We start from the raw sequence: 19616 nt of genomic DNA on the forward strand, positions 1-19616 counted from the left end.
CAGGGGCGCGGGGAACTGCGCGACCAGCCACGACGCACGCGCACCCGGCGACGCACCCCGCTCACCACCCCAGACGCCGCACCTGATCCCACAGCACCGGATCCACCACCCCCGCCCGCCGCCGGAAATCCCGCACCGGAACCTCCCGGAGCTCATCGGTCTCCAGGAAACTGGCGCGCCCCCGCGCATCCCCCACGGCCCCCGGCGGCAACGGAATCACCCCGGGCCGCTCCCCGTGGTACCGGCTGGTGATCTTCGCGACGAGCACGGTCCGCCCCCGCGGATCCAGAACGAGGCACGGCCGGTCCTTGCCGCCGGGCCCGTCCTCGTAGGGCACCAGCGCCCACCAGATCTCCCCGGCCGCGGGCCCACCCGCGATCCGCCCCCGCCGCGCCCCCCGGCGCAGACGCGTGCCACGCCCCCAGCCGTCGACGAGCGTCGCGACGAGCGCCAGCAGAACGACGGCCGCGAGCGCCAGCCACCATGACGTGTCCATACAGAGACGGTACCGGCGGGGCGCACGGGGCGCGCTGCCGGATCACCCCGCGCACGAGCGCCCCCCGAACCGGTGACACCGCAGGTGAGTTCGCCCACAACAGCCGGTGACGGAGGAGCCACCCGCGCTTTTGCGCCTTACGCTCGAAAGAATCCACAGGTTCCACCCCGCAACCCGACCGCCAGCGCGGAGGTTCCAGCTCCTATGAAGCTCACCGTCGTCGGCTGCTCAGGGTCGTTCCCGTCCGCGGAATCGGCCTGCTCGAGCTACCTCGTAGAGGCCGACGGCTTCCGGCTGCTCCTCGACATGGGCAATGGCGCCCTGGGCGAGCTGCAGCGCCACATCGGTCTGTACGACCTGGACGCGATCTTCCTCAGCCATCTGCACGCGGACCACTGCATCGACATGTGCGCCTACTTCGTGGTGCGCTACTACCGCCACGAGGGCGGACGTTGCGCCCCGATGCCCGTGTACGGCCCCGAGGGCACCGAGCAGCGGCTGACCACCGCGCACGCCGACACCCCCTCGGCCTCCGCCTTCAGCGAGGTCTTCGACTTCCACACCGTGAAGCCGGGCTCGTACGACATCGGGCCGTTCTCCGTGCGCATGGAGAAGGTCTGCCACCCGGTCGAGTCGTACGCGATCCGCATCGAGCACGGCGGCCGCTCCCTGACGTACTCGGGGGACACCGGCCCGTGCGAGGCGCTGGACGAACTGGCCGCGGACAGCGACCTGTTCCTGTGCGAGGCCGCGTTCACGCACGGCAAGGAGAACATCCCGGCCCTGCATCTCAACGGCGTGGAGGCGGGCGAGGCCGCGCAGCGCGCCGGCGCCCGCAAGCTGGTCCTCACCCACATCCCCCCGTGGACCGACCCGCAGGTGAACCTGACGGACGCGCGCGCCGTGTACGACGGCCCCGTGGAGCTGGCCGCGCCGGGCCGCAGCTACGACATCTGACCCGCTGCTCCTGCAGGACGACGAAGGCCCCGGAACCGATGAGGTTCCGGGGCCTTCGTCGTCAGCCGGTCCGACGGTGTCGGCCGAGGATCACTTGGTGATGTCCTCGATCTCCTCCTCGGGCTCGCGGCCCGGGGTGGTGAGGTTGAACTTCGTGATCGCGAAGCGGAACAGCGTGTAGTAGATCGCCGCGAACACCAGACCGATCGGGATGATCAGCCACGGCTTGGTCGCCAGGTTCCAGTTCAGCGCGTAGTCGATGAAGCCCGCGGAGAAGGTGAAGCCCGCGTGGACGCCGAGCGCCCAGGTGATCGCCATCGACAGGGCGGTCAGCACCGCGTGGATCGCGTACAGCAGCGGCGCGATGAACATGAACGAGAACTCGATCGGCTCGGTCACACCGGTGACGAACGAGGTCAGCGCCAGCGAGACCATCATGCCCATCACGGCCTTGCGGCGCTCGGGACGGGCGGCGTGCGCGATGGCGAGCGCGGCGGCCGGCAGGCCGAACATCATGATCGGGAAGAAGCCCGACATGAACTGTCCCGCGGTCGGGTCACCCGCGAAGAAGCGGTTCAGGTCGCCGTGCACGACCGCGCCCGTGGCGTCCTTGAAGTCGCCCAGCTGGAACCAGGAGACGGTGTTCACGAACTGGTGCATGCCGACGGGGATCAGCGCGCGGTTGATCAGACCGAACAGACCGGCACCGACGGCGCCGAGACCCGTCATCCACTCGCCGAAGTTGGAGATGCCCTCACCGATCGGCTCCCAGATGAGGCCGAAGAAGACACCCATGACCACGCCGACGAAGGCCATGATGATCGGGACGAGCCGGCGGCCGTTGAAGAAGCCGAGCCAGTCGACCAGCTTGGTGCGGTGGAACTTCTGCCACAGCATCGCGGCCAGCAGACCCATGATGATGCCGCCGAGGACACCTGGGTTGTTGTACGTCGCCGCGACGTCGACACCCTTGTTCGCCGTCGTGTTGACGACGGCGTCGGTGACCGGGAACGCCTTCAGCACGTTGCTGTAGACCAGGAACCCGACGAGGGCGGCGAGCGCGGTGGAGCCGTCGGCCTTCTTGGCGAAGCCGATGGCCACGCCTATGCAGAACAGCATGGGCAGGTTGTCGAAGACGGCGCTGCCCGCGGTCGCGAAGACGGCGGCGACCTTGTGCCAGCCCAGTCCGTCGTCGCCGAACACGTCGGGCTGCCCCAGACGGAGCAGGATGCCCGCCGCCGGCAGCACCGCGATCGGCAGCTGCAGGCTGCGACCCACCTTCTGAAGGCCCTGGAACAGGCCGGAGCCCCGCTTCTTTGCGGGTGCCGCCGTAGCGGTGCTGCTCATGAATTCCTCCATGTGCTGGGGTGCTGCCGGGGACGGAAAGGAAGAAAAACGGGGGTGGGCAGCAGCCAGGTGGTCTACACCACCTCAGTGGTGTAGACCTGTTGTAGCACGGTGAAGGTGGGATAAGGAACCCGTGTTTTTTGTGGTCTGAAACATATGTGGGGCGTACTACTCAAACGTGACGAAGGGCCCCCGGACCGATGGTCCGGGGGCCCTTCGCGTGGGGGCTGAAAGCCTGTCAGGCCTTGGTGATGTCCTCGACCTCTTCCTCGGGCTCGCGGCCCGGCGTCTTCAGGTCGAACTTCGTGATCGCGAATCTGAAGACCGCGTAGTAGACCACCGCGAAGACCAGACCGATCGGAATGATCAGCCATGGCTTCGTCGCCAGATTCCAGTTGATCAAGTAGTCGATCAGACCCGCGGAGAAGCTGAAGCCGTCCTTCACGCCGAGCGCCCACGTCACCGCCATCGACACACCGGTCAGCACCGCGTGCACCGCGTACAGGGCCGGAGCGATGAAGACGAAGGAGTACTCGATCGGCTCGGTGATGCCCGTGACGAACGAGGTCAGCGCCAGCGACAGCATCATGCCGCCCACCGCCTTGCGCCGCTCGGGACGGGCGCAGTGCACCATCGCCAGGCACGCCGCCGGCAGGGCGAACATCATGATCGGGAAGAAGCCCGACTGGTAGATGCCCGCGCTCGGGTCACCACTGAGGAACATGTTGATGTCGCCGTGCACGGTCGTACCGTCCGGCTTCGTGTACGAGCCGAACTGGAACCACAGCGGCACGTTCAGGAACTGGTGCAGGCCGATGACCAGCAGCGCACGGTTGGCGACACCGAAGATCCCGGAACCGATCGCGCCCAGACCCTCCAGCCAGTTGGAGAAGCTCTCCAGTGCGTCACCGATCGGCGGCCAGATCCACAGACAGATCACCGCGAAGATGATGCCGACGAACGCCATGATGATCGGCACCAGTCGACGACCGTTGAAGAAGCCGAGCCACGAGACCAGCTTCGTCCGGTGGAAGCGCACCCAGAAGAACGACGCCAGCAGACCCATGATGATGCCGCCGAACACGCCAGGGTTCTGGAACTGGAACGCCGAGACGGTGTTGTCCGCCGCCTGGCAGCCCACCGCCACCGCCTTCGCCCCGTCGGCACAGTCGATCGGGAACTGCCGCAGCACGCCCCGGTAGACCAGGAAGCCGGCCACCGCCGCGAGCGCGGTCGAACCGTCCGCCTTCTTCGCCATACCGATCGCGACACCGATGCAGAACAGCAGCGGCAGACCCAGGTCCGCGTCGAGCAGCGCACCGCCCGCACCCGCAAACACCTTGGCCACATTGGTCCAGCCGAGACCGTCGTCACCGAAGACGTCCGGCTGGCCGAGCCGGTTGACGATACCGGCCGCCGGGAGCACGGCGATGGGCAGCTGGAGGCTGCGCCCCATCTTCTGGAGCCCCTGGAAGAAGGAGCTCCAGGGGCTCGGCCGAGGTGCGGCGGCAGCGTTCGTGCTCATGGGCGTCCTCCCGGAACAAGCCACGTTTGGCTGGCGTTAGATAGTCTGTTAACTGGTGTAGACCAGTTGCACCAGGTGCGGGACGGTCGGTCCGCGTGCTCGTCATCTTTCGTCACGGACGGGACAACCGCTCGTGAAGATGGGCCAACCGTGGGTTACCGTGACAAAGCGGCCCAAAGGCGGGCCCGGGACAAACAGGGAGAACGAAATGGCCACCAAGGCTGAGAAGATCGTCGCCGGGCTCGGCGGGCTCGACAACATCGAAGAGGTCGAGGGCTGCATCACCCGCCTGCGCACCGAAGTCATCGACCCCTCCAAGGTCGACGAAGCCGCCCTCAAGGCCGCCGGCGCCCACGGCGTCGTCAAGATGGGCACCGCGATCCAGGTCGTCATCGGCACCGACGCCGACCCCATCGCCGCCGACATCGAAGACATGATGTGAGCCACCCCGGCAACGCCTGAAGGCCCCACCCCTCCTGACGGGGGTGGGGCCTTCGCCGCACCCGATACGCTCGACCCCATGTCTCGCATCGACGGCCGCACCCCCGACCAGCTCCGCCCGATCACCATCGAACGCGGCTGGAGCAAGCACGCAGAAGGCTCCGTCCTCGTCTCCTTCGGCGACACCAAGGTCTTCTGCACCGCCTCCTTCACCGAAGGCGTCCCGCGCTGGCGCAAGGGCAGCGGAGAGGGCTGGGTCACCGGCGAGTACTCGATGCTCCCGCGCGCCACCAACACCCGCGGCGACCGCGAGTCCGTCCGCGGCAAGATCGGCGGCCGCACCCACGAGATCAGCCGCCTCATCGGCCGCAGCCTCCGCGCCGTCATCGACTACAAGGCCCTCGGCGAGAACACCGTCGTCCTCGACTGCGACGTCCTCCAGGCCGACGGCGGCACCCGCACCGCCGCCATCACCGGCGCCTACGTCGCCCTCGCCGACGCCATCTCCTGGGGCCAGGGCAAGAAGCTCATCAAGGCGAACCGCCAGCCCCTCACCGGCACCGTCTCCGCCGTCTCCGTCGGCATCGTCGGCGGCACCCCCCTTCTCGACCTCTGCTACGAGGAGGACGTCCGCGCCGACACCGACATGAACGTCGTCTGCACCGGCGACGGCCGCTTCGTCGAGGTCCAGGGCACCGCCGAGGCCGAGCCCTTCGCCCGCGACGAACTCAACTCCCTCCTCGACCTCGCCGTCGCCGGCTGCAACGACCTCGCCGCCGCCCAGCGCAAGGCCCTCGACGAAGCCCTCGCCAGGTAAAGAAACCCCCAAGCGCAGCGGCAACCGAACAGCCGCCGACTGCGTCACTACGAACGGGTGGACGGCACGCGACATGGCCCGCCGTCCACCCTTTCGTACCTCAGGGGAGGACCGTTCCATGGCCGCGCGCCGTCACCGTCGTACCGCACTCTTCGCCGCCGCAGCGGTACTGATCGCCGTCCCGGCCGCCGTCGGCTGCTCGGCCGTCGACAAGGCGCTCGACTGCGTCCAGACCGCCGACTCCATCGCCGACAGCGTCACCGACCTCCAGCAGGCCGTGGAGAACGCCTCCAACGACCCGGGACAGACCGACGAGGCACTCGCCTCCATCGACCGGAACCTCGACAGCATCGGCGACAAGACCGACAACGCCGACGTCTCCAAGGCCGTCGGCGACCTCGACAAGGCCGTCGACAACGTCCGTACCGCGATCAGGAACGGCGACGAGACCCCCGACATCACCCCGGTCACCGACGCCGCCGGCGAACTGACCAAGGTCTGCACGCCCTGACGCTGCTCGTAGGCTGGGCGGCATGACCCGCCTCATCCTCGCCACCCGCAACAACGGCAAGATCGTCGAACTCCGCGCCATCCTCGCCGACGCCGGCCTGCCCCACGAGCTGGTCGGCGCCGACGCCTACCCGGACGTCCCCGACGTCCGCGAGACCGGCGTCACCTTCGCCGAGAACGCCCTCCTCAAGGCCCACGCCCTCGCCCGGGCCACCGGCCTGCCCGCCGTCGCCGACGACTCCGGCCTCTGCGTCGACGTCCTCGGCGGCGCGCCCGGCATCTTCTCCGCCCGCTGGGCCGGCCGCCACGGCGACGACCAGGCCAACCTCGACCTGCTCCTCGCCCAGCTCGGCGACATCGACGAGGACCGCCACCGCGGCGCCCACTTCGCGTGCGCGGCCGCCCTCGCCCTCCCCGACGGCACCGAGCGCGTCGTCGAGGGCCAGCTGCGGGGAGTTCTGCGGCACGCCCCGGCGGGCTCGAACGGCTTCGGCTACGACCCGATCCTCCAGGTCGAGGGCGACACCCGCACCTGCGCGGAGCTGACCCCCGACGAGAAGAACGCGATCTCCCACCGCGGCAAGGCGTTTCGGGCGCTGGTGCCGGTGGTGCGGGAGCTGCTGGGCTGAGGGCCCCGGGGTACGACGAAGGGCGCTCCCCTCGGGGAGCGCCCTCGCTCGTGCGGTTGGAGGGACTCGAACCCTCACGGGATTTCTCCCACGGGCTCCTAAGGCCCGGGCGTCTGCCAATTCCGCCACAACCGCTACAAAACGGACACTTCTTCTTGCTGGTGTGTCTCGCTCCGTCAGTGTACGGGGATGTTGCTCCCCTCGGGAGCGCGCCCACGCCCGCGGCACCAAGTCCGCGTAGAGGCATGGCAGTTGGGACACAGGTAGCGCAGATTCTCCAGGCGGTCGTCGTGGGTCGCACCGTTGACGTGGTCGACTTCGAGCACCAGCCGCTTTCCCTCCCAGAGTTCACCCTGGCCGCAGTCGACGCATGCGCGCGGTACGCCGATCTCATCGAGCGCGCGGCGCAGCAGAGGTGTGTTCGTGCGCCGGGTCCCCGCAGGGCGGAGGACGAGGATGTCCTGGGCCGACCTACGCCTCGGGGACGGCACCCCGGCGCTGTGCGCCTGTCCGGTGAAGTGCTCGACCGAGAGGCCGTACTCGTCGATGCTGCGTCGCGCTTTGGCACGTGCTGAGCTGCTGAAAGCCGGCAGGCCCAAACGCCGCATCAGATCCGCCAGGCCATGAGAGGCGGCGACGGCTTGCGTGAACTCGGCCTCGGGAAAGAGTTTGCTGTCGGCGGGCGCGCGCGGTGGCACGAAGTGACGGGTGTCGATCCCGAACATGTCGAGCCTTCGCTTCACATGTTCGTACGGCCCGTCCTCCGGCGGGATGCCCATGTGCAGGAACATCTCGCGGATGTTGGTGGAACGGGCGGCGGCCTCGGCCAGGATTTCCTTGGCGTACGACCGCTTCGGTCGATCGGGGAGGGGTTCGTCCTGGAAGTGGGATGTGTCGATGCCGTAATGAGCGAGCCGGTCGCGCAGATATCGACGGGGTTTGCTGCCCATCGGTGCGCCGACGCGACGCATCAGGTCGACCAGGCTGGTCGCCTTCGAGGCCGCGTCCGCGAGCGTCTCGCGGGGGTATGTGCCGCTCATGCCGACCTCCGCTTGCGGCCACGGTACGTGTCCGTGACCGCATGGCAGTTGGGGCACAGGAACCGCAGGTTGTGCGGACGGTTGTCCCACCACTCGCCACTGATGTGGTCGACCTCCAGTGGAATCGGATTCTCCCGCCACCTGGAGCGTCGGCACATGCCGCACAGCTCCGGGACGCCCCGCCGCAGCAGCTCCCGGCGCAGGCGTGTGCCCGGAATCCGGCCGTCGTCGGGGGTGCGGAGTGTCAGCGGATCTGTGAGCGTTCCCCGGGGGCGCGGCTCGCGCTGGGTGAAATGCGACGTGTCGATCCCGAGCGCGGCGATTCGCCGGCCGACGTGTGCCTGATTTCCGCCGACATTGCTGATGCCCAGCCGCCGTACGACATCCCGGATCGACCGGGACTCCGCGACGGCCGCCCTCAGTACTTCCTCCGTGTGCCGCACCGCCCCGTGCCGAAAGTGTGAGACGTCGATCTCGGCCTCGGCCATCTTCTGGCTCAGGTACCGCTTGCTGTAGCGCGTCGGCTCACCCCCGCACCACCGCACCGCCTCGTCCCAACTCCCCGTATTCCGAGCCGCCTCCACCAGCAGCTCCCGCGTGTAACGCCGCCCCGCCATGAGAACCCCTCCCGCCGTACGTGCATTCACGCCTCGCACGAACCAACGAAATGAAAATCGGACCGTCACGCACGACATGCGGGACGGTCCGATTCATGTGGGCGGGCCACATACGGGAGGGGAGGGATCAGAACTTCGGGTCCGGGGTCTGGGACTCCACGATTTCGACGGCCTCCTCCTCGGTCTCCACCGACGGCGGGGAACCGGCGAGCGGCTTCTGGGCCGTTTCCTTCATGCAGGCCACCGCGATGACGCCGACGAGGGCGGCGGCCATCGAGTAGTAGGCGGGCATCATGTCGGACCCGGTCAGGCCGATCAGCGCCGTGATCACCAGCGGGGTCGTGCCGCCGAAGATCGAGGCGGAGAGGTTGTAGCCGACGGAGAGGGAGCCGTAGCGGACGTTCGTCGGGAAGAGCGCGGGGAGCGCCGCCGACATGGTGCCGAGCAGGCAGACCAGGGACAGGCCCAGCAGGAGCATGCCGAGGGAGACCGCCCACAGGGCGCCGTTCTGGACCAGGAGGAAGGAGGGGATCGACAGGACGAAGAAGCCGAGCATGCCGGTCATCAGGAGGGGCTTGCGGCCGAAGCGGTCGGAGAGCTTGCCGACCTGGCTGATGATGCACATCAGGACGACCATCGTCGCGATGAGGATGAGGAGGCCGTGCGCCTCCGAGTAGCCCATCTCGTCGGACAGGTAGGTCGGCATGTACGACAGGAGCATGTAGTCGGTGATGTTGTACGCGCCGACCAGGCAGATGCACAGGACCAGGGTGGGCCAGTAGTCGCGGAAGATCTTGGCGAGGTCGCCCTTGGCGGTGGTCTCGACGGAGGTGGCCGCGTCGGACGCCTTGTGCGAGGAGGCGTCCTCGAGCTTCTGGAAGGCGGGGGTCTCGTCGAGCTTCAGTCGCAGGTAGAGGCCGACGAGGCCGATGGGTCCTGCGACGAGGAAGGGGATGCGCCAGCCCCAGGACTCCATGCCGTCGCTGCCGAGCACGGAGGTGAGGACGGTGACGAGGCCGGCGGCGCCGACGTAGCCGGCGAGGGTGCCGAACTCCAGGAAGCTGCCGAAGAAGCCGCGCTTCTTGTCGGGCGCGTATTCGGCGATGAAGGTGGACGCGCCGCCGTACTCGCCGCCGGTGGAGAAGCCCTGGACCAGGCGGAAGACGATGAGGAGTACGGGTGCCCAGAAGCCGATGGTGGCGTAGGACGGGATGAGGCCGATGGCGAAGGTGCCGATCGCCATCATGATCATCGTCATCGCCAGGACCTTCTTGCGGCCGATCTTGTCGCCCATCGGGCCGAAGACCATGCCGCCGATGGGCCGTACGAGGAAGGAGACGGCGAAGGTGGCGAAGGAGGAGATCAGCTGGACGGTGTCGTTCCCGGACGGGAAGAACACGTGGCCGATGGTGACGGCGAGGTAGGAGTAGATGCCGAAGTCGAACCACTCCATGGCGTTGCCGAGCGAGGCCGCCTTGACCGCCCGCTTGACCGCCGCCTCGTCGGTGACGGTGATGTCGGTACGGCGCAGCGGCGGGTTCTTGCGCCGCTTGGCGGCACGGAAGAGTGCCCGGTGACGCTTGACCGCCTCCGGGTCGGGCGCCTGCCCTTCCTCGGTGTCGGTGGTCATGGGGTGGATCCCTTCTCTGGACACAGGTTTATCCAGGGGATCACTTGCTCGATCGTGGCGGCTGCAAACGGAAGTCCCCGGTTGAGGGGACTTTCGTCACAACGTGGGTACCCGTCGCGGTCCGGTCAGATGCCGAGGTCCTTGATGATCTTCGCCACGTGGCCGGTGGCCTTCACGTTGTAGAGGGCGCGCTCGACCTTGCCCTCTTCGTCGACGACGATCGTGGAGCGGATGACTCCGGTGACGGTCTTGCCGTAGAGCTTCTTCTCGCCGAAGGCGCCGTAGGCCTCCAGGACCTTCTTGTCGGGGTCGCCGACGAGGGTGACCTTGAGGTTCTCCTTCTCGCGGAACTTGGCGAGCTTCTCCGGCTTGTCGGGGGAGACGCCGATGACGTCGTAGCCGGCCTGGGCCAGGACGTCGAGGTTGTCGGTGAAGTCGCAGGCCTGCTTGGTGCAGCCGGGGGTGAGGGCGGCCGGGTAGAAGTAGACGATCGTCTTGCGGCCCTTGTGGTCGGCGAGGGAGACCTCGTTGCCGTCGGCGTCGGGCAGGGTGAAGGCGGGGGCTGTGTCGCCGGGCTGCAGTCGCTCGCTCATGTCGCTCGCTCTCCTCGCGGTTTGGGGACTCACGTTGAGCGTAATGGGGGGTGCCGAGGGGTACCGGCGGCGGTGAGCTGACAGACTGTCCATCAGCACACACACAGCTAGTTACGCAACGACCACGGAGGCAGCGCGGTGTCGGACACGGATACGCCGGATACGCGGACGCCGGCGGAGATCGAAGCGGACATCAAGCGCCGCCGCGAGACCCTGGCCGAGACGCTCGACGAGCTCGGGGTGCGGGTGCACCCGAAGACGATCGTCGGCGATGCGAAGGCGAAGTTCGCCGCTCAGGTGGACCACACGGTCGGCCGGGCCTATGTCAGTGCCAATCGGCTGGTCTCGGACGTGAAGGGGCAGCTGGTGACGGAGGAGGGCGCGCCGCGTCTGGAGCGTCTGGTGCCGGCGGCGCTGGTCGTGGTGGGTGTGGTGGGGCTGCTGGCGTTCAGCGCGCGGCGTCGCAAGGGCTGACCCGAGCGCACCGCCGGCCGTGCGGGGCAGGTATTTTCGTCGGGTGAGCGAGAAGACCCAGCACGACAAGTTGCCCATCCGGATGCTGCACGACCGTGTGCTCGTGCGGCAGGACTCGGCCGAGGGCGAGCGGCGCAGTGGTGGCGGCATTCTGATCCCCGCGACGGCGGCGGTCGGCAAGCGGCTGGCGTGGGCGGAGGTCGTCGCGGTCGGGCAGAACGTGCGGGCGGTGGAGCCGGGTGACCGGGTGCTGTTCGATCCGGAGGACCGGGCGGAGGTCGAGGTGCGGGGTGTCGCGTACGTGTTGATGCGTGAGCGGGATCTGCACGCGGTGGCGGCGGACCGGTTCGAGGGCTCGGAGGATTCGACGGGCTTGTATCTGTAACGCTGTACCGCTTGTGGTGCGCGGGGCTGGTGACCATCGTCACCAGCCCTTTTTGCGTGCGCTTTGCTACCTTTGTGGGTACCCGACGAGACGCGCCGTACCGGGATCCGCAAAGACGACGCACCCCTGTTGAGAACCACTGACGGAGGTGCCAGTCATGGCCTGGATCCTGATCGTGATCGCCGGACTTCTCGAGGTCGCCTGGTCGATCGGCATGAAGTACACGGACGGTTTCACCCGGCTCTGGCCGAGCGTGTTCACCGGCGCGGGGATCGTCGCGAGCATGATGCTGTTGTCCTACGCCGCGAAGTCGTTGCCGATCGGTACGGCGTACGGCGTGTGGGTGGGCATCGGGGCCGCGGGTGCGGCCATCGTCGGCATGTTGCTGCTGGGGGAGCCGGCGACGGCCGCGCGGATCTTCTTCATCGGCCTGCTGCTCGTGTCGATCGTGGGTCTGAAGCTGACGTCAGGTCATTGAGGACGTTGCCGCCGCCCTGGTCCGGCTGGTCGGGGCGGCCCGGCTGGTCCTGGTCGGGTCCGTCGGTCTGCGGGGTGTCGGGGGACTGGGGTGACTCGGTCGTCGGGGAGGCCGGTTCGCCGGTGGGTTCCCCGGTCGGTTCGTCGGAGGCGGAGGGTTCCTCGGAGGCCGGGGCGGACGGCTCGGCGGGCGTGGTGACCGCGGGGGCGGCGGGTTCCTCGGCGCCGTCCTCCAGGCTGAGGTCGAAGTCGTTCGCCGGGGTGCCGGAGAGCGCCTCCCTCGTGAACTGGGCCCAGATCTGTGCCGGGAATCCGCCGCCGTTGACGCGGGGCAGGCCCGCGGCGCCGTAGAGCGGGGTGTGGGCGCCGCTCTGCGGGTCCTGGCCCATCACGGAGACGACGGTGGCGAGGTCGGGGGTGTAGCCCGCGAACCAGGCCGCCGTGTCCTCCTCGGCGGTGCCGGTCTTGCCCGCGGCGGGGCGGCCGGCGGCCTGGGCGGCGGTGCCGGTGCCGGTGTCGACGACGGACTGGAGGATCGAGGTGGTGGTGTCGGCGGCCTCGCGGCTGACGACCCGCCGGGTGTCCTGCTCGGGCAGTTCGATCTTCTCGCCGTCCTTGGTGACGGAGGCGAGGATCGTGTACGTGCCGTGCCGGCCGTGGTTGGCGAGGGTCGCGTACGCCTCGGTCATGTCGAGGACGCTGGCGGTCGCGGGGCCGAGGGCGATCGAGGGGGACGCGGTGAGGTCCGGGGTGTTCTCGGGCAGGCCGAGGTCGACGGCGGTCCGTTTGACCTCGGCGGGGCCGACGTCGACGGCCATCTGGGCGTAGACGGAGTTGACGGACTTGTCGGTGGCGGTGCGTACGGTGATGTTGCCGTAGGAGACGCCGTCCTCGTTCTCGGGGGCGTAGGTGCCGCCGTCCCAGCCCTGGACGGGGCGTTCGTCGGTGCCGTCGTAGATGGTGTTCGGCGTGATGACGCGGCCGTCCTGCGTGGTGGAGGCGTTCTCGACGGCGGAGGTGAAGACGAACGGCTTGAAGGTGGAGCCGACCTGGTAGTCGCGGCGGGTGGCGTTGTTGACGTACTGCTTGGTGTAGTCGATGCCGCCGTACATGGCGACGACCTTGCCGGTGGCGGGGTCGATGGCGGCGCCGCCGGCCCGTACGTTCTTGTCGACGTCGCGCGCCGAGGTGTCGAGGCGGGACATCAGCTGGTCGTCGACCGCTTCGGCGAAGGCGTCCTGCTTCTTCTTCTGGAGCGTGGTGGTGATGCGGTAGCCGCCGGTGGCGAGGGTGTCCTCGTCGAGGATCTTGTTGCTGGTGATGTAGTCCTTCACGGCCTGCACGATGTAGCCGCGCTGGCCGGACATCCCGGCCGCTCCCTTGGCCTCCTTCGGCATCGGGAACGTCATGTTCTGCCGGTCGGAGGCGCTGAGCCACTTCTGTTTGACCATGCCGTCGAGCACGTAGTTCCAGCGGGCGACGGCACTGGGCTTGTTCTCGGGGTGCGCGATCACGTCGTAGGCGCTCGGGGCGTTCAACAGGGCGGCCAGGTAGGCGCCTTGAGCGGTCGTCAGGTCGTCGACGTCGACGCCGTAGTAGGCCTGGGCGGCGGCCTGGATGCCGTACGCGTTGCGGCCGAAGTAGCTGGTGTTGAGGTAGCCGGTGAGGATCTCGTCCTTGGAGGCCTCGCGGTCCAGTTTGATGGAGATGAAGAACTCCTTCACCTTCCGCGAGACCGTCTGCTCCTGGCCGAGGTAGTAGTTCTTCACGTACTGCTGGGTGATGGTCGAGCCGGACTGTTTGCCCTTGCCACGCAGGGTGTTCCAGGCCGCGCGGAGCATCGCCTTCGGGTCGACGGCCGATTCGGAGTAGAAGTCGCGGTCCTCGGCGGCGAGCACGGCGTGCTGGACCGGTTTGGGGATCTGGGCGAGCTGGACGTTCTCGCGGTTGACGTCGCCGTCGCGGGCGATCTGCGCGCCGTTGGCGTACAGGTAGACGTTGCTCTGTGCGAGGGCGGCGGAGTTGGCGGGCGGGATGTCGACGAGGGCGTAGCCGAGGGCGAACAGGCCGCAGCAGAGCACGACGAAGCCGATGAGGGTGCCGAGCACCATGCGCCAGGTGGGGATCAGCCGCCGCCAGCCGGTGCGCTTGGGGCGCCTGGCCTTGCCCTTGCCCTTGGCCTTGGCGGGGGCCTGGTCGGGACCGGGGCCGTGGCCGGGGTCCTGCGGGGGCGGCTCGTCGCTGCTCATGTCCTGTGGAACTCCTGATTCGCGTCGTACGTCACGTACGCCTCGTATGACACATAAGCCTCCTACATCACTGGAAAAATGCATGGCAGGCGAGGCCCGTCCGCCCCTAGGCTGCGGCCAGTGGGAGCTCTTCGGTTGTACGCGGCTGTCGTCGCCGGCGGACTGCGGAGATACGCCACGTATCGCGCGTCCACCGTGGCCGGCATCGTCACCAACACCGTCTTCGGCGTGATCATCGCCTCCGCCTATCTGGCGCTGTGGCACGAGCGCCCGCATCTCGGGGGCTACGACCAGGCGCAGGCGCTCACGTTCGTGTGGATCGGTCAGGCGCTCTTCGCCGTGATGATGCTCGGCATGCCGTCGGGTGTCGAGGCCGAGCTGATGGCGCGAATCCGCAGCGGGGACATCGCCGTCGACCTGTACCGGCCGGTCGATCTGCAGTGCTGGTGGCTCGCGCTGGATCTGGGGCGGGCCCTGTTCCAGCTGCTCGGGCGCGGGGTGGTGCCGCTGGTGGTGGGGGCGCTGGCGTTCCCGCTCGCGCTGCCGCACGACGTGCTGCGGTGGCTGGCGTTCCTGGTGGCGGTGGTGCTGGGCTGCGTGGTGAGTTTCGCGTTGCGCTATCTGGTGGCGATGTCGGCGTTCTGGTTCATGGACGGCAACGGCGCGGTGCAGATGTACGGGATCGTCGGCACGTTCTTCTCCGGGATGCTGCTGCCGCTGAACGTGTTCCCGGGGGCGATCGGTGACGTGGCGCGGGCGCTGCCCTGGTCGGCGCTGCTGCAGGTTCCGGCGGACGTGCTGATGGGCACGCATCCCGGGCGGGGCCCGCTGGGCAGCTTCCTCTTCCAGGCGGGCTGGGCGGCCGGGCTGCTCGGGGCGGGCCGGCTGCTGCAGCGGGCGGCGACGCGGCGGGTGGTGGTGCAGGGTGGCTGAGCGCGGGACGGCCGCGGACGTGCGGGCCGGGCGTGCGGGGCCCGGGTGGCGGGCGGCCGAGCCGGTGCCGGGCCGGGCGCTGACGGCCTGGCGGGTGTTCCGCATGATCAGCGGGGCGTGGATCCGCTCCACGATGGCGTACCGGGCGTCGTTCGCGCTGACCGCGTTCGGCAACTTCGCGATGACGGGCCTGGAGTTCTGCGGGATCCTCCTGATGTTCTCGCAGGTCGACCGGCTCGGCGGCTACACCCTCCCCGAGATCGCGTTCCTGTACGGCACCGCGGGCGCCTCGTTCGGCCTCGCCGATCTGTTCGCCGGGTCGCTGGGGCGGACGGGGCGGCGGGTGCGGGACGGGACGCTGGACGTGTTCCTGGTGCGGCCCGCGCCGGTGCTGGTGCAGCTGGCCGCGGACCAGTTCGCGCTGCGCCGGGCCGGCCGGATCAGTCAGGGCCTGGTGGTGCTGGTGTGGGCGGCGCTGTCGCTGGACGTGGCCTGGACGCCGGTGAAGGTGCTGCTCGTGCCGCTGCTGGTGGTCAGCGGGGCGGCCATCTTCACGGCCGTGTTCATCGCGGGCGCGGCGTTCCAGATCGTGGCGCAGGACGCGGCCGAGGTGCAGAACGCGGCGACGTTCGGCGGGAACGCGCTGCTCCAGTACCCGCCGACCGTGTTCGGCGACAACCTGCTGCGGGGCGTCACGTTCGTGCTGCCGCTGGCCTTCGTGAACTGGATCCCGGCGCTGTACATCCTGGGCCGCCCCTATCCGCTGGACCTGCCGCGGTGGGTCGCGTTCGCGCCGCCGCTGGTGGCCGCGGTGTGTCTGACGGTGGCGGGGCGGGTCTGGCGGGGCGCGCTGCGGGGCTATCGGAGTACGGGGAGCTGATTTCCAGGTGCTGAGCGAAACGGGTGACGATGTGGTGACCGGAGAGCCGTTGATCGAGGTGGACGGCGTCGAGAAGGTCTTCGACGTGCGCCGCAGGGCCGGGTTCCTGCGCAGGGAGCGGCACGAGGTGCGGGCGGTGGACTCGCTGACGTTCCGTGTGCCGCGCGGCGAGATGGTCGGCTACATCGGTCCGAACGGTGCCGGGAAGTCGACCACGATCAAGATGCTGACCGGCATCCTGACGCCGAGCGCGGGCCGGCTGCGCGTCGCGGGCATCGACCCCTCGCGCGAGCGGGCCAGACTCGCGCACCGCATCGGTGTCGTCTTCGGGCAGCGCACCACGCTCTGGTGGGACCTGCCGCTCATCGACTCGTACCGGCTGATGCGCCGCATGTACCGGATTCCCGACGCCCGGTACGCGGAGAACCTGGACCGCTGTGTCGAACTCCTCGACATGGCGCCCCTGTTGGAGGTGCCCGTGCGGCAGCTCTCGCTCGGCCAGCGGATGCGCGGCGACATCGCGGCGGCGCTGCTGCACGACCCGGAGGTGCTGTACCTGGACGAGCCGACGATCGGCCTGGACATCGTCTCCAAGGTCAAAGTCCGCGCGTTCCTAAAGGACTTGAACGCCGAGCGCGGCACGACGGTCCTCCTCACCACCCACGACCTCACCGACATCGAGCAGCTCTGCCGCCGCGTCATGGTCATCGACCACGGGCGTCTGATGTACGACGGTGATCTGGACGGTCTGCACGAACTGGGCGGCGGCGAGCGCACCCTCGTCGTCGACCTGGAGCGTGAACTGCCGCCGATCGAGGTGGAGTTCGCGCGGGTGGTGAAGGTGGAGGGGGTGCGGCAGTGGCTGGCGTTCCCCGCCGACCGGTCCGCGGCGCCGTTGGTCGCCGCGATCGCCGGGCGCTACCCGCTGGCCGATCTGTCGGTGCGCGAGCCGGACATCGAGAGCGTGATCGCACGGATGTATGCCGGAGGCGCTTCCCTGACGTACTGACGCCCGTACGCTTGAAAACATGACGGACGCAGCGCTCCCGGACCGCCCCGAAGAGTCCGGACCCCAGGACGACGCCCTCGATCTGCGGGCCTCCGATGCCGACCGCGAGCAGGTCGCCGAGCGGCTGCGCGACGCGCTGGCCGAGGGCCGCCTCGACATGGAGGAGTTCGGCGAGCGGCTGGAGGAGACGTACAAGGCGCGTACGTACCGTGAGCTGCTGCCCGTCACCCGTGATCTGCCCGGCGCGCGGACGCCGACGCCGGTGAACCTGACGAAGGAGCCGCTGCCCGAGGGGGCCGTCGACTGGGCGGCGCGGATCGGGGGCACGGCGGGCGGGTCCGCGTGGGGCGTCGGCATCCTCTCCGGGTTCGAGCGCAAGGGGCGGTGGACGGCGCCGAGCCGGTTCGACTGCGTGGCCGTCATGGGCGGGGGCGAGCTCGACCTGCGCGAGGCCAATTTCGAGTCCCGCGAGATCGTCGTCAACTGTGTGGCGATCATGGGCGGCGTCAATGTGATCGTGCCGCCCGGTGTCGAGGTCGTCGTGCGCGGGATCGGCATCATGGGCGGCTTCGACCACAGCGAGTCCGGGGTGCCCGGGGATCCCGGGGCGCCGCGCGTGGTGATCACCGGGTTCGCCTTCTGGGGCGGGGTCGGGGTCGAGCGCAAGCTGCCCAAGGCGGAGCGGCAGCGCCTGAAGGAGGAGCGGCGCCGGGAGCGCCTCGACCGCCGGGAGGACCGCCGCGCCCTCCTCGACGGCCACCACGGTCACCACGGCCTCCATGCCGACCGCATCGAGCGGCATCGCGAGCGCATGGAGGAACACCTCGACCGCCTGGAAGAACGCCAGGAACGCCGCAACCGCCGCCGCCACGGGGAGTGACCTGAGATTGTGCGCCCCGTCAGGGGCGCGGGGAACTGCGCGAGAGGCCCCACCGGGCTGCACTCGACAGAGAGGCCCGGTCAGAGCTGGGCGCCGGTCGAGCCCTTCAGGGAGGTCAGGTCGAAGGTGTCGGCCATCTTCCGGTACCCGGCATCGCTCGGGTGCAGATGATCGCCCGAGTCGTACTGCGGCAGCAGCCGCCGCGGGTTGTACGGATCCCGCAGCGCCCGGTCGAAGTCGACGTAGCTGTCGTACACCTTCCCGGCACGGATCTGCGCGTTCACGCCCTGCCGGACGACCTCAAGGCGGGGCTCGTACCCACGGTGCCCCTCGAACGGCATCAGGGTCGCCCCCACGACGCGCAGCCCGCGCGCGTGCGCCTGCCGCACCAGCTCCCGCAGCCCCTCGACGATCTTGTTGGGGTCGGTCTGCTGCGGGTTGCGCAGGATGTCGTTGATCCCGAGGTCGATGACGACGGCCCGCACCCCGGCGCGGTCGAGCGCGTCGCGGCCGAACCGGGACAGCCCGCTCGGGTTGTTGGCGGGGCGTCCGAGCCCGTCGGACAGGACGCGGTTGCCGCTGATGCCCTGGTTCACGACGCCGTAGCGCGGGGCACCCGACTCGGTGCGCAGCCGGTCGGCCAGAACGTCGGGCCAGCGCCGGTTGGCGCCCATCGTGGAGGTGATGCCGTCGGTGAGCGAGTCGCCGAGGACGACGACGCTGCCCGCGGCCTCGTTGCTGAGCACGTCGAGGGCGGTCAGGTAGCGCCAGTACGGGCTCTGCTCGGTGTACCGGGTGCCGGTCGGGTCCTCCACGACGTCACCGCTCGCCACGTACGACATCTGCCGGGCCTGCGGGTGGTACGTGACCGGTCCCGACGGGGTCGGCGAGTACGTGGTGACGAGCATGTCCGAGTCGCCCGGCACCCGCAGCCGTACGGCGTCGCTGACGATCTGCGAGCCGGCCGCGATGACCACCGAGGTGTTCCCGGAGAAGGTCAGGCGGCGCACGGTGCCGGCCAGCGCGGTGGGGTTGTTGGGCGCGGAGGCCACGGCGATCGACGCGTGCGTGATGCTGAGCGGCTGCTGCCCGTAGAGGTTGGAGAGCGTGACGCGGGCACCGGTGCCGCCGATGCTCGTGTGCACGACGTTGCGGATGGAGCGGCCGGAGAAACCATTCGTCTCCGTGCCGGGCTCGGCGCCCGCGGGGGCGGCCGACCAGCTGCCGGCCCAGGTGCCGGTGGAGGCGGGCGCGGCGGAGCTGCGCGGGTGGGCGCCGCTCGCCTGGATGTTGTCGTCGCCGCTCCGGAGGACGCCGGAGAAACCGACGTAGATAGCGGCAGAGATCACTACGGCGACCGCGACGAGCGCGGCCAGCAGCACATAACCGTGACGCCTGGTCATGCGGTGTGTGTCTCCTCGGGCAGGGGGAGCGAACGGCTCCGGTGTGATGATCCCATGATGCGTCATGGGGCGAGACGAGGCCGACACTGCCCCCCTCCGCCCATTGAGACGCCGGGAACTTGTGGTTCGTTCCGTTAGTAGGGCAGGAAGGGACAATGTGTGAGGGGGATGACATCGGAGCGACGGATGCCGGAGCCGGAAGCGGCGACGAACGGGACGGTCGGGGTGCTCCCCGTGACCGCCCCGATCGCCGTGGCCTGGGCGAACGGGGCGACCGGTGTGATCAGGACGGCCGGACGGCGAATGACGACGAATGAGGCGGGC

Annotated in this window: 21 protein-coding genes, 1 tRNA gene and 1 riboswitch; of the genes, 12 read left to right on the forward strand and 10 right to left on the reverse strand. The window is 69.2% G+C overall.

Annotated features, from left to right (window positions below; all coding sequences use genetic code 11):
* Positions 1–61 precede the first annotated feature (61 nt).
* Entirely contained in the window at positions 62–496 is a 435-nt protein-coding gene (locus ABT127_RS24565; RefSeq protein WP_351453861.1) for a type II toxin-antitoxin system PemK/MazF family toxin, read from the reverse strand.
* Between the two features lie 204 nt (positions 497–700).
* On the opposite strand from ABT127_RS24565, the gene ABT127_RS24570 reads away from it, so the two are divergent.
* Positions 701–1453, forward strand: coding sequence for an MBL fold metallo-hydrolase (locus ABT127_RS24570; RefSeq protein WP_351453863.1), 753 nt, complete (start codon positions 701–703; stop codon positions 1451–1453).
* Positions 1454–1543: 90 nt separating this feature from the next.
* Here the strand turns inward: ABT127_RS24570 and ABT127_RS24575 are convergent, their stop codons facing one another.
* Together ABT127_RS24575 and ABT127_RS24580 are read right to left on the reverse strand one after the other, a co-directional pair.
* Complete coding sequence (locus ABT127_RS24575) at positions 1544–2800, reverse strand: PTS transporter subunit EIIC (RefSeq protein WP_351453866.1); 1257 nt, start codon at positions 2798–2800, stop codon at positions 1544–1546.
* A gap of 238 nt (positions 2801–3038) precedes the next feature.
* Positions 3039–4325: a PTS transporter subunit EIIC gene (locus ABT127_RS24580; protein ID WP_351453869.1), complete on the reverse strand. Its 1287-nt coding sequence runs from the start codon at positions 4323–4325 to the stop codon at positions 3039–3041.
* Between the two features lie 208 nt (positions 4326–4533).
* On the opposite strand from ABT127_RS24580, the gene ABT127_RS24585 reads away from it, so the two are divergent.
* The 4 genes from ABT127_RS24585 (at position 4534) to rdgB (ending at position 6722) form a co-directional block, all read left to right on the forward strand.
* On the forward strand, positions 4534–4767 hold the full coding sequence (locus ABT127_RS24585; protein ID WP_100593980.1) for a PTS sugar transporter subunit IIB: 234 nt from the start codon (positions 4534–4536) through the stop codon (positions 4765–4767).
* Positions 4768–4845: 78 nt separating this feature from the next.
* Positions 4846–5583 carry a ribonuclease PH gene (gene rph, locus ABT127_RS24590; protein ID WP_351453872.1) on the forward strand — a complete coding sequence of 246 codons (738 nt, stop codon included), beginning with the start codon at positions 4846–4848 and terminating at the stop codon, positions 5581–5583.
* A 118-nt stretch (positions 5584–5701) separates the two neighbouring features.
* Positions 5702–6094, forward strand: a complete 393-nt coding sequence (locus ABT127_RS24595; protein ID WP_351453875.1) for a hypothetical protein — start codon at positions 5702–5704, stop codon at positions 6092–6094.
* Between the two features lie 22 nt (positions 6095–6116).
* Positions 6117–6722, forward strand: coding sequence for an RdgB/HAM1 family non-canonical purine NTP pyrophosphatase (gene rdgB, locus ABT127_RS24600; protein ID WP_351453877.1), 606 nt, complete (start codon positions 6117–6119; stop codon positions 6720–6722).
* Positions 6723–6773: 51 nt separating this feature from the next.
* Here the strand turns inward: rdgB and ABT127_RS24605 are convergent.
* The 5 genes from ABT127_RS24605 to bcp form a co-directional block, all read right to left on the reverse strand.
* Positions 6774–6857: transfer RNA gene (locus ABT127_RS24605), tRNA-Leu, on the reverse strand.
* A 41-nt stretch (positions 6858–6898) separates the two neighbouring features.
* Positions 6899–7762, reverse strand: coding sequence for an HNH endonuclease signature motif containing protein (locus ABT127_RS24610; protein WP_351453878.1), 864 nt, complete (start codon positions 7760–7762; stop codon positions 6899–6901).
* Positions 7759–8250, reverse strand: coding sequence for an HNH endonuclease (locus ABT127_RS24615; protein WP_351453880.1), 492 nt, complete (start codon positions 8248–8250; stop codon positions 7759–7761). The genes ABT127_RS24610 and ABT127_RS24615 overlap by 4 nt, the downstream gene beginning before the upstream one ends.
* A 256-nt stretch (positions 8251–8506) precedes the next feature.
* A complete protein-coding gene (proP, locus tag ABT127_RS24620; RefSeq protein ID WP_351453881.1) occupies positions 8507–10009 on the reverse strand; it encodes a glycine betaine/L-proline transporter ProP in 1503 nt (500 codons plus the stop codon).
* A gap of 125 nt (positions 10010–10134) precedes the next feature.
* The gene (bcp, locus tag ABT127_RS24625; RefSeq protein WP_351453884.1) at positions 10135–10602 is read right to left on the reverse strand and encodes a thioredoxin-dependent thiol peroxidase; all 468 of its coding nucleotides are present in this window, start codon (positions 10600–10602) and stop codon (positions 10135–10137) included.
* Between the two features lie 138 nt (positions 10603–10740).
* Between bcp and ABT127_RS24630 the strand changes: the two genes are divergently transcribed.
* The 3 genes from ABT127_RS24630 (at position 10741) to sugE (ending at position 11939) form a co-directional block, all read left to right on the forward strand.
* A complete protein-coding gene (locus tag ABT127_RS24630) occupies positions 10741–11076 on the forward strand; it encodes a DUF3618 domain-containing protein (RefSeq protein ID WP_351453887.1) in 336 nt (111 codons plus the stop codon).
* A gap of 43 nt (positions 11077–11119) precedes the next feature.
* Positions 11120–11461: a GroES family chaperonin gene (locus tag ABT127_RS24635; RefSeq protein WP_018531818.1), complete on the forward strand. Its 342-nt coding sequence runs from the start codon at positions 11120–11122 to the stop codon at positions 11459–11461.
* A 60-nt stretch (positions 11462–11521) separates the two neighbouring features.
* A riboswitch (guanidine-III (ykkC-III) riboswitch) is annotated at positions 11522–11586 on the forward strand.
* Positions 11587–11618: 32 nt separating this feature from the next.
* The gene (gene sugE / locus ABT127_RS24640) at positions 11619–11939 is read left to right on the forward strand and encodes a quaternary ammonium compound efflux SMR transporter SugE (RefSeq protein ID WP_351453891.1); all 321 of its coding nucleotides are present in this window, start codon (positions 11619–11621) and stop codon (positions 11937–11939) included.
* On the opposite strand, the gene ABT127_RS24645 is transcribed toward sugE, so the two are convergent.
* Complete coding sequence (locus ABT127_RS24645) at positions 11884–14187, reverse strand: transglycosylase domain-containing protein (RefSeq protein WP_351453894.1); 2304 nt, start codon at positions 14185–14187, stop codon at positions 11884–11886. The two genes, sugE and ABT127_RS24645, sit on opposite strands and share 56 nt — an antisense overlap.
* A gap of 78 nt (positions 14188–14265) precedes the next feature.
* Here ABT127_RS24645 and ABT127_RS24650 point away from each other — a divergent pair, with 78 nt between their 5' ends.
* The 4 genes from ABT127_RS24650 (at position 14266) to ABT127_RS24665 (ending at position 17889) form a co-directional block, all read left to right on the forward strand.
* Positions 14266–15120 (forward strand): ABC transporter permease, encoded by an 855-nt coding sequence (locus tag ABT127_RS24650; RefSeq protein ID WP_351453896.1) that lies wholly within the window; start codon positions 14266–14268, stop codon positions 15118–15120.
* 103 nt (positions 15121–15223) lie between these two features.
* Positions 15224–16000, forward strand: coding sequence for an ABC transporter permease (locus ABT127_RS24655; RefSeq protein WP_351453971.1), 777 nt, complete (start codon positions 15224–15226; stop codon positions 15998–16000).
* A gap of 7 nt (positions 16001–16007) precedes the next feature.
* Positions 16008–17009 carry an ABC transporter ATP-binding protein gene (locus ABT127_RS24660; protein ID WP_351453899.1) on the forward strand — a complete coding sequence of 334 codons (1002 nt, stop codon included), beginning with the start codon at positions 16008–16010 and terminating at the stop codon, positions 17007–17009.
* Between the two features lie 19 nt (positions 17010–17028).
* Positions 17029–17889 (forward strand): DUF1707 SHOCT-like domain-containing protein, encoded by an 861-nt coding sequence (locus ABT127_RS24665; RefSeq protein WP_351453901.1) that lies wholly within the window; start codon positions 17029–17031, stop codon positions 17887–17889.
* An 80-nt stretch (positions 17890–17969) separates the two neighbouring features.
* On the opposite strand, the gene ABT127_RS24670 is transcribed toward ABT127_RS24665, so the two are convergent.
* Positions 17970–19292, reverse strand: a complete 1323-nt coding sequence (locus tag ABT127_RS24670) for an SGNH/GDSL hydrolase family protein (RefSeq protein ID WP_351453903.1) — start codon at positions 19290–19292, stop codon at positions 17970–17972.
* Positions 19293–19616 lie beyond the last annotated feature (324 nt).

The sequence above is a fragment of the Streptomyces sp. NPDC001904 genome (assembly GCF_040297005.1).
GTDB lineage: Bacteria > Actinomycetota > Actinomycetes > Streptomycetales > Streptomycetaceae > Streptomyces.

What these genes read in the sequence shown, in the direction of transcription:
- ABT127_RS24570 (WP_351453863.1), top strand. Translation starts at nt 701, where the DNA reads ATGAAGCTCACCGTCGTCGGCTGCTCAGGGTCGTTCCCGTCCGCGGAA.
- ABT127_RS24595 (WP_351453875.1), top strand. Translation starts at nt 5,702, where the DNA reads ATGGCCGCGCGCCGTCACCGTCGTACCGCACTCTTCGCCGCCGCAGCG.
- proP (WP_351453881.1), bottom strand. Translation starts at nt 10,009, where the DNA reads ATGACCACCGACACCGAGGAAGGGCAGGCGCCCGACCCGGAGGCGGTC.
- rdgB (WP_351453877.1), top strand. Translation starts at nt 6,117, where the DNA reads ATGACCCGCCTCATCCTCGCCACCCGCAACAACGGCAAGATCGTCGAA.
- ABT127_RS24585 (WP_100593980.1), top strand. Translation starts at nt 4,534, where the DNA reads ATGGCCACCAAGGCTGAGAAGATCGTCGCCGGGCTCGGCGGGCTCGAC.
- ABT127_RS24645 (WP_351453894.1), bottom strand. Translation starts at nt 14,187, where the DNA reads ATGAGCAGCGACGAGCCGCCCCCGCAGGACCCCGGCCACGGCCCCGGT.
- ABT127_RS24580 (WP_351453869.1), bottom strand. Translation starts at nt 4,325, where the DNA reads ATGAGCACGAACGCTGCCGCCGCACCTCGGCCGAGCCCCTGGAGCTCC.
- ABT127_RS24670 (WP_351453903.1), bottom strand. Translation starts at nt 19,292, where the DNA reads ATGACCAGGCGTCACGGTTATGTGCTGCTGGCCGCGCTCGTCGCGGTC.
- ABT127_RS24610 (WP_351453878.1), bottom strand. Translation starts at nt 7,762, where the DNA reads ATGAGCGGCACATACCCCCGCGAGACGCTCGCGGACGCGGCCTCGAAG.
- bcp (WP_351453884.1), bottom strand. Translation starts at nt 10,602, where the DNA reads ATGAGCGAGCGACTGCAGCCCGGCGACACAGCCCCCGCCTTCACCCTG.
- ABT127_RS24615 (WP_351453880.1), bottom strand. Translation starts at nt 8,250, where the DNA reads ATGGCCGAGGCCGAGATCGACGTCTCACACTTTCGGCACGGGGCGGTG.
- ABT127_RS24565 (WP_351453861.1), bottom strand. Translation starts at nt 496, where the DNA reads ATGGACACGTCATGGTGGCTGGCGCTCGCGGCCGTCGTTCTGCTGGCG.
- sugE (WP_351453891.1), top strand. Translation starts at nt 11,619, where the DNA reads ATGGCCTGGATCCTGATCGTGATCGCCGGACTTCTCGAGGTCGCCTGG.
- ABT127_RS24575 (WP_351453866.1), bottom strand. Translation starts at nt 2,800, where the DNA reads ATGAGCAGCACCGCTACGGCGGCACCCGCAAAGAAGCGGGGCTCCGGC.
- ABT127_RS24655 (WP_351453971.1), top strand. Translation starts at nt 15,224, where the DNA reads ATGATCAGCGGGGCGTGGATCCGCTCCACGATGGCGTACCGGGCGTCG.
- ABT127_RS24665 (WP_351453901.1), top strand. Translation starts at nt 17,029, where the DNA reads ATGACGGACGCAGCGCTCCCGGACCGCCCCGAAGAGTCCGGACCCCAG.
- rph (WP_351453872.1), top strand. Translation starts at nt 4,846, where the DNA reads ATGTCTCGCATCGACGGCCGCACCCCCGACCAGCTCCGCCCGATCACC.
- ABT127_RS24650 (WP_351453896.1), top strand. Translation starts at nt 14,266, where the DNA reads ATGCATGGCAGGCGAGGCCCGTCCGCCCCTAGGCTGCGGCCAGTGGGA.